7 protein-coding genes are annotated in these 14,720 nt (G+C 58.3%); 5 read left to right on the forward strand and 2 right to left on the reverse strand.

Going from position 1 to position 14,720, the window contains the following annotated elements; translation table 11 throughout:
• Nucleotides 1-65: 65 nt before the first annotated feature.
• From BGRAMDRAFT_RS34805 to BGRAMDRAFT_RS32020, 5 genes are all read left to right on the forward strand, one after another.
• Complete coding sequence (locus BGRAMDRAFT_RS34805) at nucleotides 66-680, forward strand: hypothetical protein (RefSeq protein ID WP_157140698.1); 615 nt, start codon at nucleotides 66-68, stop codon at nucleotides 678-680.
• Between the two features lie 857 nt (nucleotides 681-1,537).
• Nucleotides 1,538-6,658, forward strand: a complete 5,121-nt coding sequence (locus BGRAMDRAFT_RS32005; RefSeq protein WP_157140699.1) for an ATP-binding protein — start codon at nucleotides 1,538-1,540, stop codon at nucleotides 6,656-6,658.
• 86 nt (nucleotides 6,659-6,744) lie between these two features.
• Nucleotides 6,745-8,271 (forward strand): IS21 family transposase, encoded by a 1,527-nt coding sequence (gene istA / locus BGRAMDRAFT_RS32010; RefSeq protein ID WP_044020054.1) that lies wholly within the window; start codon nucleotides 6,745-6,747, stop codon nucleotides 8,269-8,271.
• On the forward strand, nucleotides 8,261-9,037 hold the full coding sequence (gene istB, locus BGRAMDRAFT_RS32015; protein WP_006046815.1) for an IS21-like element helper ATPase IstB: 777 nt from the start codon (nucleotides 8,261-8,263) through the stop codon (nucleotides 9,035-9,037). The genes istA and istB overlap by 11 nt, the downstream gene beginning before the upstream one ends.
• A gap of 36 nt (nucleotides 9,038-9,073) precedes the next feature.
• Nucleotides 9,074-10,366: a hypothetical protein gene (locus BGRAMDRAFT_RS32020; RefSeq protein WP_006053073.1), complete on the forward strand. Its 1,293-nt coding sequence runs from the start codon at nucleotides 9,074-9,076 to the stop codon at nucleotides 10,364-10,366.
• A gap of 317 nt (nucleotides 10,367-10,683) precedes the next feature.
• Here BGRAMDRAFT_RS32020 and BGRAMDRAFT_RS32025 read toward each other — a convergent pair whose 3' ends face one another.
• Entirely contained in the window at nucleotides 10,684-13,776 is a 3,093-nt protein-coding gene (locus BGRAMDRAFT_RS32025) for an SIR2 family protein (protein ID WP_006053074.1), read from the reverse strand.
• A gap of 748 nt (nucleotides 13,777-14,524) precedes the next feature.
• Nucleotides 14,525-14,720, reverse strand: a 196-nt coding sequence (locus tag BGRAMDRAFT_RS35765; RefSeq protein ID WP_232292402.1) for a hypothetical protein, incomplete at its 5' end; no start/stop codon positions are given.

Raw genomic sequence — 14,720 nt, forward strand, 5'->3', positions numbered from 1 at the left:
CCTGAAGTATTCAGACCTTGTTGCCGATATCCAGTTGTACAGCATGAACGACAAGGAAATTCAAGTTGAAGACGACTTATCGCCGCGCATCTTTGTGCCTGCTCGCGACATCTATTCTCGCGGGATGCGCGAACTTAGCGCCTACTGCACACCAGGCAACTAGCGTCACAACCTTCGTCAGCGCACAGAATCCGTTTTTTGCCAACAAACGGGGAGAAGGTTCTGGCGATATCCAGGTGAGAAAGCCGGGCACGACATACATCAGCGTGGGACCTTTGATGGACGTTCGCAAGTGCAATGCTGAAATGACGTCATGCGCATGGGGCGTCGCAAAGGTCATCAGTCATATAACCTTGATCGACGCTGACAAGAACAGCGCAACCGTGGCGGTCGAACTCAACTATGATCTGGGCCGGAAACAGCAGATGAACTGGGGCAATACTGTCATCACGGACGCAATCCCGGATGACATCCCTGTCCTCACGGACAGTGCGACCTTTTCAAAGAAAGTAAAGATTCCATATGGCCGGATGGGACGTGTGAGCTTCGGTCATGGGGTTGACTTCAATATCTGTGCGGTTCCCGCAGATCCGCAGACCTTGATTGCCGTCAATGACAGTTGCAATCTCGATGGCATCATGAGCGGAAAGACCGCGCAGGTTGCGATCCCCGAGTTGTAATCGCTGAATCGGGAGGCGGTCCAGACGGCATGCAAAGTCAACGCTGAATCGTCCTCTCGAACACGATTTGCGTCGTATCCTCCCTGCGTAGTGCTATGACGTTAACGCTCATTGTCCGCGCATTATGGCTGCATCCTCGTCATTTCGCGTCGTCTGCAGCACTGATGTCGCGACAGCGATAGGCGCCGGACTTTCTCGGCGCAGAGCGCCGTTGACGGCAGTTGCCAATGTGAGTCAAATGCGCTCCGTTGGCGTGCGCTGTATCCCCCGCGCAAGGCGTCGATGATACGCGTCCGTCGTGTCACGGCGATCGCCATGAACTCTACCCGCAAGGCTGCGCGCGTAGGTCGAGCAGTCATCGATAAACTGAAAGGCTTGGCCGGGACTTACCGCACCGCGCAGGCGGCGGCCGCTCTGGCGCCCGATCCGCCTACCGCTAAAAATCTTTGGTCTTACTCGTAAATATCTTGGATAGCCCACCATTTGCTGCGCGTGCGCGCCCGTACTATGGTACGCCGACAGCAACGGCCGGAGGGCGTTCTCGCCTGATACCTGTTTATTTTCAGTCGCCCGGTCGGCAAGAGAAGGGCGATTGGCAAAGAGTTTGATTTTCGTATGTCCGCCTTTCCCGTTCTTAACCGCGGGCTCCAAGCAATGACGATGACCGACAGTCAGCGAGCGATATTGCATTGCGGGATCAAAGTATGTGCCTAACATGTTTTGAGCAGTCTACTTTTCCTCGTAATGACTGGTATTCTTTTAGGAATGAGCCGCGCTTCGGCTGAATGGACGGCAGATTCATGGAGCGCTGACAGACTGGCATACAAAGACAACGGCTAATAATGCAAAAAGTTGACTTGGAGACCATCTCCGATAAGTCCAAGGGGTTACCGGATTGCTGGCACATCGACTCTCAGGGGAAATCGAATCCGGAGGCGCTGCAGAAGCACTTTAAGCTGCCCAGGAGTTTTCGTACCGATAAAAAGCTTCTTGAGATTCTATTAGGCCGCAATGCCCGCTTGAGCCGTTTTGTCGCGGCATTGCTTCACTATCGCAACCTTGGTACTCCGATCATGCTGATCGGTGATGGGGCTGGCAGCCCGGAAGCGCATGCGCTCGCGCGCTTTGACGAGGGTTGGCACCTTCGCGATGAAGCCGACCTGACGGAGTTCTCACGGATCGAGGAGGGGCAGCAGCGGCAGATGTTGTCCGATCTGCTTGCCCAACGCGAGCACAAGGACTTCAGACATCACCAGTTAAAGCTTCAGGCACTGGCAAATCGGGCGAACACTACAGTGGAGCGCGCGTTTGAGCTGATGCTCAAATGTGCTGCAGAAAGCTGGCTTCGCGCGCGAAACGAACTGGCGAACTGGACAAGGCTTGAGGAAGCCGACAGGTCGTTGCTGGCGGAGGCAATATTTTGCGGGTTCACTTTTTTCGGAAAGCGAGCGCTCGAAGAAGCAGCAGCGATCGAACCCAGCGTGCTGACCTATTACAGGACGTTCAGGGGGCTGCCGGCCGAGGCAGTCGAGGAGCCGTTGCCACAATCACCATCGAAGGAACGCAGCGAGTCTGGAGCAAACGCCGCCCCGTCACATCCGCACGCGCTCGGAAACGACGTTGTGATACCAGCAGCCCAGGTTGCGGTAGCAACCGTATCGGCGGATGAAAGCCAGTTGCCCATGCCGGGCACATTGCGACGGCTATATGAGCTGATTGGCGAGATAGGCCTTGAGGCCCAGCGCACGGGCGGCTCCGATCCGGAACCGGCGCTTCGGATCAAGGCTATCCTTGACCAGCATCTGCAGAGGCTGATCGAGCTGAGCGAACGGATCTCCACGGCGGAAGCGGCGGTTCTGGTTGACCGCTATTGTGACGGATTGCTTGAGGTGACAACGGCACTCGGTTTCGCGCACAGCGACCAGCGAGACCTGATTCCACCTTTGCGTTCGGCATGGAAAGTGGCAGTCATCACCGCGCTGGAGAAAGGGCAACCACGGACCTGGTTCGAGATGACGTTGACTGAGCGTCGAAATCTCAAGGATTTCGTAGACCGTTTTGCCATCGAAAACGGAAAGATTTCTGCCGCGCAATTGGAGATCGAAGAGATCCGCACACAGATTGCGGAAGCCAAGTACACGGCGAGGACCGCTCTAAAGGCGCGAGAAACAAAGAAGCTGAACGAGGTAAGCGACGCTCAGCGTGAGCTGGAAACGATTCGGGTCGAAGCCGCTCATAGCCTTGTCCCAGATGGAAGGACGCTCGATGATCTCATGGAAGATGAGGCAGCGCTTACGGACTGGGACTTCGATGCAGAGACGCTGAATCCGGAGGCCGTGAAATCCTTAAAGTCGGTAGTCAATGCGTTGGGCGGCGAACCCAGCGTGCGCGAGGCAGGCAAGCGTGACGACGAGTTACCGCAGCCCCCCCAGACAGCGCACGAAGACAGCAGGGGAAGTACGGTTTCCGAGCCGGTTGAAAGTCCTGTGCAGACAATCCTCCCAGATTCTGCAACGACGGGAAAGATTGCCGTTGTCCCGACGGAAGAGCCGAAGCCGGACGCACAGGCGAATGCCCACTCCGAAATTGAGGATCCGTCTTTAACGACTGAAATGCCGGCCGCGCAAGACGCTGTCGTAACCGGGTCAGTTGTCCGCGAGGAAGGTCTGGCGCAAGGTGCTGGCGATGACATTGCATGGGATCGCACAGACGAAGACGACGGCGTCGAGTCGTATCCGGAGATTGAGGCTTTTGAAGATGTGCCCGCCGAACCGAAGGTTCTCGGCGTTGAGGATGCATTGCGCCATTTGCAGTATTCGGAATCAAGAGAAGAGGCGCTAAAGGCATTCCGGCTGGCGTACGATCAATACGCGGAGGTGCCAACCGGGCTGGCGGAATCGATGGCCGTCCACTGGCTCACTGCCGGTCATCTTAACGTCGCGTACCAGATGCTGCGCGATGCCAACGAATCGACGCTACTGAGCGGCCGGGTTCTTGACGCGTCCTTGCTGCGTTCCGCGTTCCACGGCATCAATTTCTGGCCCAAAGACCGTGATTCCCTCAGTTATACGCAGCGCGATCTGAACCTTGTCAATCATACGGATCTCGAGGAACAGCTCGCCCGCAAACCGATCGGCAAGCTCGTGCCGTATCTCCTCGTTTGCGCGACGCTGCAGCCCGCGCTCTTTGCCGGCAGCGAGACGCTCGCCCCGACATTGCTAAAGGTCGCCGTAGACTACTTTGACGGCCCGCTCCGGCAGTTGATCTCCACCACCGCCGAGTTCGCAATGCGCGGAGGACGGGTTGACCTCGACCTCCTGCGTAATGAAGACGCGCAAGAGGCCCATCTCGCCGCTGCAAGGTTGCAGGATCAGGTGAACGCCTGGGTGGATATCAACGCCCAGCGGACTACGCGGTGGCACGCGCTGCGGGTTGCACTCAAACTGTGCCCGACCGAACCTGTCATTGGTGAGGCAATCGAGGCAATCCGGGCTGGCGAGCGTGGAGACAGCATTGCTGTGCGCACGTTTGTCGAGCGATATCGCGCACATGCGGATTCGAGGGCGCTTCTTGACGAACTGGTGGCGCGGATCAGGGCTGACGGCCAAACCGATAACATCGACAGCACTGCGTACACGAGTTTCTGTCAACAGATCGATTCGCTGGTGGCCATTGCACAGGCGTGGTTGCTCGAAGTTATTCCGGCCGACGTTCGGCCAAATGAAACAAAAGAGTTCATCAAGAAGTTTCATACCCAGCTTGACCGTTCAATTGCGATGCTCCTTTCGCATCCAGGATCAGCTGACCTTGAACATCGGGCGGGCAGCGCATTGTTGCTGAACGCACTGCAGTGTCTGCAAGGCGAAATTCGGCTCGACTCCCACTCAACATGGAAGTTCGAGCAGACTGATGCCACGTTCCGGCTGCCCGAAACGTTGGCCCGTCTGGAAATTGGGGACGTTGGCGTCGATCTGCGGTTCGAATGGTATGCGATGCGCCTCCTGTCGACGAACTGGCTTGGCGACATGGTCGAGCTCGCGGCCAGGCATAAGGCCCACTGGGCCCAGTTGCTGCTGCTGCGCCAGCTGGAAGGTCTCGGGAGCAAGCTCGACGGAGAGATCGATGCGACCATCGCGTCCATCGCTGGCATCCGCGCCGGACATAAGCAGGATATCGATCAGTTCAGGAACCTGTCGGTCCAGGCGATGTCGGCCGACCTCATCACGGAAGATGAGCATTTGTCCAACATGGACATCGCCGACGACTGGCTCGAAAAGCTGTCGTCCCTGAAACCGTTCATTGACGTATCGTTCATCGGCGACGCGATCAACAGCAGGACGCGTGGCCTTGAAAAACTGCTGAACAGCAACGCATCGGAACTCGACGAGGAACTCAACCAGGCACTGCTGACGATCCGCACGAAAGTGGGTCCGGATGCTGTACCTGAAGGATGGGATGTACGCGCCCGTTCAGCGCTGGAACGGCGAAGCCTGACAGTTGTGCGGGAGTTGATCAATCAGTTGCAGGACCACATCAACCGCAACGCCCGTCTTCTCGAGTCATCGCAACACGAAAACGTCGATCTGAAGACTTTCATCCAGATTGAACCCGAACTGTTTGTACTGCTTCACACCCACCAGAATCCCCGGGAGGCAGGCGACCGGGTCATCCAGGAGCAACCTGGAGGACTTGACTACTCTGTTCAGAAGGCGGCCTTCAGGGATACGATTGCGACGTTGATGGAATGGGGCGGAAAGGGGCCCAACAAGCGATCGACGCTCGACCGCAAAACCTACGAAAATATCGTCGGTGTGCTCAGATTTCTCGGATTCACAGAGGAATACCCGCAGGGAATTCCGGACGTACTGCTCGACTGCGAATACAGTCCAGGCGGGGGATTCCGGCGCCTGAAGATCCGGGTGCAGCGCCCGGCCTTGCCGAAGGGGTTCCCGTTATTCGAGGGTGATGTTTCATCATCGACTCTGCTTAACGTGATCCTTGTGCACGGTAACTGGTCCCTGGCCGGTCTCGCCGAACTCGTTGAGCGTCACGGCTTGCCGGATCGCGCCGTGCTGCTGGTTGGCGAGCCGCTCAGTGGCGAAGAGCGCAATGCCTTTGCCAACTTCTGCCGGGATCGCAAATGCACGATCTTCCTGCTCGATCCTGTCGTCCTCTCATATCTCGCGACGTCTGCCCATACCCAGGCGGCCCTTGAAATGTTCCTGCGTGTAACGGCCGCATGGACGTTTTTCAACCCGTATACGAAGGGGGACGCCCGCATGCCCGCGCCTCCTGAAATGCGGTTTGGACGGGAAAACGCAATCGCTTCCCTGGTCGAGCCTCGCGGCGCGGCACTGGTCTATGGCGGCCGCCAGCTCGGCAAGACAACGCTGCTGAACGCGGCCGTGCAGGAGTTCAAGAAGCGCGATCCGGCGAGAAACCACGCGTTCTATCTGCGCATGGACGGCCAGTTCCAGCACGCTGTCGAACGTGAGGAAATGGATGTCGAAAAGCGCGTGCTGGAACATCTGGCGAAAAAGCTCATCGAGGCGAAGCTGTTGAGTCAGAATTCGGATGTCAGTCTGGACGGGCGCCTGCACGCCGAATTTCAGCGGGAAGGCGCTACGCGTGTCCTATTCTGCCTCGATGAAATCGACTCTGTGCTGAACAAGGATGCGCGAAAGGATTTCCAGCTTGTACGTGCGCTGGCTGCCCTGGTCAATCATCCGAACCAGCGTTTTCGCGTCGTATTCGCCGGGCTCAACAACGTCAACCGCTTTCGCACCTATCCGAACGTCCCGCTGGAGCAACTGGGGAGTCCGCTACCCGTCGAGATCCTGCCAGCGCCAGACGCGCGCAGCCTCATCCTGCAACCGCTGACGTCGCTAGGCTACCGGTTCGAGGAAGGTGAACTGGTCGATCGCATCATGGCTTTCACCAATCGCCATCCCAGTCTCCTGCATGTTGATTTGCACTGAATCCTGACCCACCCTACGCAGTAATTTGCATCGAATATTGACCCACGTAGAACACTGACCTGCTCGGGAACGGGCAGGGGAACGGAGTGATCGACGTGGCTATATTGAGCATCATCCGACGCTGGCACTTTCGCGATCATGTCTCGTTGCGCGAGATTGCCAAACGACTGGGCGTGTCGAGAAACACGGTCCGGCGTTACATTCGGGCCGGTACGGTCCTGCCCGCCTATCCGGAACGACACAGTCCCAGCAAGCTCGACGGGTTCGCTGCGAAGCTCTCGAGCTGGCTGAAGACCGAAGCGAACCGGCCCCGCAAGCAGCGAAGAACCCTGAAGCAGATCCACGCAGATCTGTGCGCGCTCGGCTTCACCGGCTCTTACGACCGGGTGGCGGCGTTCGCTCGGCGCTGGCGGCAGGAGCAGCACGAGCAGGCAAAGACAACGGGACGGGGAACGTTCGTGCCGCTGCGGTTTGCCGCTGGCGAAGCGTTCCAGTTTGACTGGAGCGAGGACTGGGCCGTTATCAATGGCGAGCGCACCAAGCTGCAGGTCGCACAGCTCAAGCTCAGCCATAGCCGCGCCTTCTTCCTGCGCGCCTACCTGCTTCAGACTCACGAGATGCTGTTCGACGCGCACTATCACGCGTTCGTCGCCTGGGGCGGCATTCCACGCCGCGGCATCTATGACAACATGAAGACCGCCGTTGACAGAGTGCGACCCGGCAAGGTGCGCGAGGTCAACGCGCGCTTCAGCGCGATGGTTAGTCACTACCTGTTTGACGCCGAGTTCTGCAATGTCGCCTCGGGCTGGGAGAAGGGGCAGATAGAGAAGAACGTCCAGGACAGCCGTCACCGGCTTTGGCAGAAAGCGCCGGCGTTCGGCTCGCTCGCCGCGCTTAACGACTGGCTGGCCGACCAGTGCGTGCTGCTGTGGCAACAGACGCGGCACCCGGAGCACGACACGACCATTTGGGATGCGTGGGCGGCCGAGCGTCCACACCTGATGCCGGTGGGCCAGCCATTCGATGGTTTCGTCGAACATACCAAGCGCGTTTCGCCCACCTGCCTGGTGAACTTCGAGCGCAACCGCTATAGCGTACCGGCGTCGTTTGCCAACCGGCCCATCAGCCTGCGCGTGTATGCCGCAAAGCTTGTCTTCGTCGCCGGAGGTCAGGTGATCGCCGAGCACGAACGGCGTATCAACCGCAGCCACAACCACGGCGAGACCATCTACGACTGGCGTCACTACCTGGCAGTCCTGCAGCGCAAACCGGGAGCGCTTCGCAACGGTGCACCCTTCACCGAGTTTCCAGCTGGCTTCCGCAAGCTGCAGGGCGTGCTGCTCAAGCGCCCGGGGGGCGACCGGGAGATGGTCGAGATTCTGGCGCTCGTGCTGCTGCACGACGAACAGATGGTGCTCGCTGCCGTCGAGCTGGCATTCGAGGCTGGCGCGCCGAACAAGCAGACGGTGCTGAACATCCTGAGCCGCCTGCTTGACAGCCCGCCTGTGCCACCGCTGCAGACGCCACAGGCGTTCACGCTGACCGTCGAGCCGCAGGCCAATGTCGGCCGGTATGATCGGCTAAGAGACCGCGAGGACAATCATGCAGCCTGACGTGATGATGCAGATGCTCAAGTCACTCAAGCTGCACGGTATGGCTCAGGCACTGGGCGAGCTCGCCGCTCAGGACTCGCCGGCCTACAAGGCGGCTTCACTGGTGCTTGCCGGATTGCTCAAGGCAGAAATTGCAGAACGGGAAGTGCGCTCACTCGCTTACCAGATGAAGGTGGCGCGCTTCCCGGCGTATCGCGATATCGGCGGCTTCGACTTCAGCTGCAGCGATGCCAACGAGGCGCTGGTGCGGCAGTTGTACGAGTGCGAGTTTATCGACTCGGCGCACAACATCGTCCTGGTGGGCGGACCCGGTACGGGAAAGACGCATCTGGCAACCGCGATCGGTGTGCAGGCTCTCGAACATCATCGCCGCCGGGTGCGCTTCTTCTCCACCATCGAGCTGGTCAACGCACTCGAACAGGAGAAGCTCGTGGGCAAGCCCGGACAGCTCGCCACACGACTTATGTATGCCGATCTTGTGGTGCTGGACGAGCTCGGCTATCTGCCCTTCAGCCAGACCGGCGGTGCGTTGCTGTTCCACCTGCTTAGCAAGCTCTACGAACGAACCAGCATCATCATCACCACCAATCTGAGCTTCGCCGAGTGGGCCAGTGTGTTTGGCGATGCCAAGATGACGACCGCGCTGCTCGACCGGCTTACGCACCACTGCCACATTGTAGAAACAGGCAACGATAGCTATCGTTTCAGAAACAGCACGACACAGCCCAAAAAGGAGAGAAAGAAGACCCAGATACCCACCGAATAACCCGCAAAGCTGGTCCAACGGGTGGGTCAGAATTCAATGCAAATCGTGGGTCAGGATTCAGTGCAAATCAACAGGCGGGCGCGCGACCTCGCTGAGGGTATTGCGCTTGGGCTACTCGGACGCATCGACAGCGAGGCATTACAGGCGCAATTGCTGCAGATCCTTGAGGGCGGCGAGGCCAGACCTGAGGACATGGCCGACATTGACCGGCAACGTCAGGAACTGCTTGCGGAGATAGACCAGCTGGACAGCCTGATCGCCGGCGGACTGGCATTACATAAGTCGCGAGACAGCGCCAGGGAGCGCCTGTCGAAGCTTATTAGCCGAATGGGTGCATCGGAAGGAACCTTCGGTGAAGTCCGCCAGTTTATTCCAGACGATGCCGTCCTGCTGGATCTGATCAAGCAGCGTCGAACCATGGAAGCTGTCCTGCTCAGACATGATGTAGGACGGCAAAGTGTTAGCCAGTTGATTGCCTCAACGGCCGACCCGGTACTTGGAGAAAGCCGGGCGCAAGACTGGAGCGATGTTCGCGATACCTACGGTATCCAGGATATTGCTCACATTCCGGATCTGAAAGTTGTCCTGAGCGCGGTTGGCTTCACGCGGGAGAAGCGTGAGCCAGAAAGGGAGCCCGATCAGATAGCCGTCAAACTCAACCCTTTCGAGGACAGGATCAGGACGGCGGCAAAGGGAAAAGCCGTGCTGTACGCGTTCAGCGCACAAACCGAGGCATTGTGGATCAGGCTTGATCCCGTCAAGGTTTTGCGCTGGTGTGTCGATCACGCCGGCTGGGAACCTCCCCCCAAAGCATGTTTCGGGTCAGCGGCGGCAGCGCAGGCCTGTCTGCTTACCCGCAGTCCTGCCCTGACATCTGCGCCGGGTTCGGCAATCGAGCTCACCAAGACAGTCGGGCATTCTGCCGCCGCGCCATTTCACCTCCTGCACACGATCAGCCATTCGCTGATGCTGACTGCGCGGCGCCACAGCGGGTACGACAGTCAGAGCCTGACAGAGTACCTGTTCCCGATGGATCTTTCTTTCCTCGTGTATGTCACGTCGGTCCAGAACTATACGGCTGGCGGTTTGCTGACACTGTTTCAGCACTATTTGAGACGCTGGTTCGACGACGCCTCGTTGCATGCATTCAACTGTGCCTTTGATCCGATATGCAGCGATGTCGGATCATCCTGCCCGGGCTGCATTCAGCTTCCGAGAGGATGTGAAACGTTCAACGCCGGGGTGTCGCGCTCATACCTGCACGGAGGCTTTGCGGACCAAGGACAGGGGCTTTGGATTCCTAACGGATTCTGGCAGCCCCAGTCCTAGGCTGCGGCGGTGCTTGGAGGAATTATCTTGGCAGTTGGTTGGCGGTCGGGGAACGGAGTGCCACACTGGTGTGGGGTACGCTTGGTGTCGCTGCCCTGATCGGCGTAGTGCCCGCAGTACAATTCAAAGCAGTCGCGCGAGTCCAACGGGCCGGTCGAGGGGCTGCGCCCAGCGAGAAAACAGTCCGATCCCCCGCAGGTCATAATCTCGCGAGAACCCAGAGATTGACGACTACTTTCTGTACGGGCGGCGCGGATGACCACCGCGTTCAGTGTACCAATAAAATTAGAGTTCTTTCTACACGGTGAGTTCTTTCTCTACATAAACAGACGGTAATCGTACGAGTGGTCCGAGAATCGATCGAGCAGTGCACCGATCCTCGCAACGCGCCGTGATGTTTCGATCGTTGCTGGAAGTTGCCCGTACAGATCGAAACTATTGAAGTTCATCTTCGACAAGCCGAGAACTTCATCTGCGATGGTCATCAAATCGGTCGTGCCCGCATGACGCCGGATCACCAACGGGGCTGGAATTCGCCGCTTGCCCTGGAAATAGTGTCTTCCGGGATTCAGGGCAGTAGATGCGCCGTGGACCCACAAAAGAGCCGTGTGATCGTCGATGACCACTGTCGTACCGCGCCGAATGGGATAGTTGTCGATCTCGAACTTTCCGTCGGAGGTTGGATGGGACGCCACATACCGTAGCGTGTCGTCAACGAATATCTGCAGTAGCTCGACGCACGCAACGCCCTCGAGTCCAGCCTGGAGCCCACTGCGTTCTTCGCGAAGGAATGGGGTCTGCTTGTGGATCACCACTCGCTCAGGAAGTCGAAGGTGGGCGGCGAAAAACAGTTCACGGATGCCCTCACCGAGCCGCCTTGCATCGTCGAAGCTCATGAAGGGATTCTTGTTGCGCATGATTGGATCTTCGATCTTGCTCAGGCGGAACTGCAGACCGATGCCGTTCGGGCTATAGAGGTGGCTACAGCCCAGCACGACGTGTGCGCCCGCATTCTGCGTCGTCTTGCGTTTGACGCTGAATCCGAGACCCACATAGGCGGATTTCTCGCTGAGGCCTTCCAACGTCCACGGCGTGCGCATACTTTTGACGTACAGGGCCAGCGAGAGCCACCAGCGCACGCGGCATTGCTGCTGCGTGTTACGGAGGGTGTCCTCCTCGACAAACTGTGTGGCGCAACCTTTCGGAATCGCCGCCGCCTTGACGAAATCGTGTAGATCGAACTCTTCATCGTCGATCATGTAGTTGCGCAACGGAGCCCAGCGATCGGGGACGTAAATGATGGTTACGTCGGGACGCTGCGACGCGCTCAGGGAGGCAATCGATCTGGTGATTGCTCCGGCCAAAGCGCGTGCCGAGGAGGGTGTCATGCTGTCCGGCTCGTCAAGCTGGACGAACGATTGTTCACCAACCGAAGGGATCTCGATCGGGCACTGGTAGGCGGACGCGAAACCTGGAAACGGCGGGAGATAATCCGCGTCCTTCCCCGGCTGTGCCGCGACGTGAAGCTGGGACAGGTACTGGTGAACGCGTGTAGCGTCCCGGGCGGGCGCAATGATCCCGACCCGGATGGACGAAGCTATCCCTGTCGTGGTGAGGCTGGAATCGAACGGCCTGTTGTTGATCAAGCCTCGGACGGGATGGGTGTCGAATGCCAGCCCGGCTGCCGATTTGCGCGCGAATTTCAGTCGCGGTTCTGCGAGTTGAAGTCCGGCCTGCCTCGCGGCTGACTCCTGAGCGGCGCTGAGTGAAACGGTACGCTCGCGCTCGTCAGTGATTCGCGCAAACAGCGGTCGTCCGGAGAAGGTCAGATCGATACCGTTTTCATGATCGGGGAAGCGGACACGAAAATCGCGCTGAGGCACGAGGCGACGTCGCCACGCTTCGGTTGCGCCGTTGAATTCCTTGTTGTGCTGGTAGCCCAGCACGCGCTGCTTGACGAGCCGCTCCGTATCCTTGGGTGCGATCGCTCCGCTCCGGTCGGTAACGTACAGGGTGGGCTTCAGGACGAGCGCCAGCTCGCTTCCGAGCGGGCGTATCTGTACCAGTACGGCCTGATGAACTTTCCAGTCGACCCGGTCCAGGCGCAAATCCTCGACCTTCTCGGATGTCCAGATCAACGACTCTCCGTCTGACGGGCAATTTGCCTTGGCCGATAAGGCGAGGACGGTCGCACGGCGGACAAGCTGGTTGATAACGCCGTCTTCGTATCGCAGATCGTCATCGTTCAAGGGGACCCGTTTGATTTCCCCTTTCAGATTCTCGCCGAAGGCGACGCGCAGACTTTCGGCCATAGCTATCGCGTAAATCTTCGATCGGAACGGCGCGGCGACAAAGTTGTGTCTGTCGCCAAGCTCCCTCAACGTGGCCCACACGGTTCCGGAAGCGGGCCATTGAAGCAGATCGAACTCCAGAAGCTCCTGAGGCGGTGTCAGCGGAATTGCGTTGCTTTTGATGAGGCCCGTAGGGGGAAGCGGGGGGAGCCCGAATGCAGTGAGCTGGTTAACGGGCGTCGTCGCATGCTCGTCAAGGATCTTATTGACGCGGTCTCTGGCCGGCCCCTTTGACAGGTAGAGCGCCAACCGCCGCATGAGATCGTCGAAGGAAACGCCCGGAACGAGGAAGCGGGACGGCTCGCCGTGGTTCGTCGAGAGGAGGGCATTAACCGTGTCCAAAGGCGGGGCCTCGCCGTATTGCGTCCAGAACAGCGGCAAATCTGTTCGCACGGGACCTGATATCGCGTATTGATGGAATGCCTGCATCACACTCTCGTCGCGACCACTGTATCCAGCAACAACGACGGTATGTGTTCTTAAGGCTTCAATGAGCGAGTCACGAAGCTGGACTTCGACTTGGGCGAGTTCTCCAGACGAATTTTTGAGTCGATCATATCGGTAATCGCCGTGCATCGAGACGCAGGCCAGCTCGCCTTTCCCCGGCGCGCGGTAAAGTCGTTGCTGGGAATCTACTCCGATTTCGATGGGTGTCAGATTCGTGGCAGCCGCAGCGCGCGCGATGAGTCCGTCGAAATTTGTCGTCCACACGGTTTGAATCAAACCGGAAGCGGCGAGCTCGGCTAGCAGCCTGTAACCGGTGTGAGGCGTGGACTGCTTGACCCATCTTTCAAAGTAGCGACGACGATCGTCACTGCGCGAGAAGCAGGCTTCAATGTAGGCCCCATATTCGTCAGGATGACCGGCGACCGGATAGCACCGTTGCCTGTCCAACCATGTTTGAATTCTGTCGCGAACAGAGGGGAGGGAGAGTTCGCTAAACTGTTCCTCGATACCGGGGTTATTCGAAAGAAAAATATCCCGCTTCCATTCCCAGATGCATTGGTTTGCGGAAGGCATCCCGGAAGTCATCGATGCGCCCGCGCCAAGGAAAAGCATCAAGGGTCGGTCCTGGGAGACGGCCAGTGATCGAACCAGGGCGTCCACGCCCATCCGTCTCACGGAACTCCCCGTTTGCAAAGCAGCGCGATTATGCATATTGGATTTTTCTCTCGGCAAACAAAATGCGGCACGACGTGTGACTCGTTCAAATGTTCCATTGCATGAACACCCGATGGCTACCATTGTAACGGCGGGAGCTCCTGTCGCTATCGGCCTCGAAGATGCGAGAGACGGGCGGAAAGATAGTCGCCTCTCCCAAAGAAGCCTGCCAGGAGAATTTCAGCGCAAGCGCACACATGGGGACGGGGCCCGCGACTTTGCAACCGCCTCTGGTTAAATAGACAGCAAGATACAATCGCCAGCTGCAGTACGTGCAAAACGTCGCCAATGTGACACCTCAACGCCCGTCGTATGTTGCGTTCCAGGTCTCTCGATCGGCCTGAAGGGCAATCTCGTATCTGCAAATGCAAAGTTTCCAAAACGAAACACATCCTCATTTTTCTTGGTGGTCGCCCATCTGCGCGCATCACTATCGTTGACTCTCATGCCGACGCACTGGCGACGCAGCAAGCCAAAGCATGCAACGATGGCAACTGCTACCCGTCGGTCACCACTGGTAAGCAAGCATGCCAGAGTGCATGCAGGGCTGTCCTACGCCGCACATGGCGACGCTTGTGAGGCCAGCGTATTAAAGGAAACCAGAACGTTGCCGATAGATGCAGACAGAACTCTTGGGCTTTGCTGGTCAAACAGCAATCCAGAGACCCACGCGAGCGACGTCTTCGACAGCAAAAGAATCAACCGACAAAGATCCATGGCATCCCAACTTTCGTGGCTTGATCATGACGCAGCCGCGGCGCAGCGTAGCCTGCAGATACTCTCCCTCTTTAACGAACCCGATGCGCGGGACGAACTGGGCATTGGCGGCATTCGCGATTCCA

It is taken from the genome of Paraburkholderia graminis C4D1M (genome assembly GCF_000172415.1).
GTDB classification, from domain to species: domain Bacteria; phylum Pseudomonadota; class Gammaproteobacteria; order Burkholderiales; family Burkholderiaceae; genus Paraburkholderia; species Paraburkholderia graminis.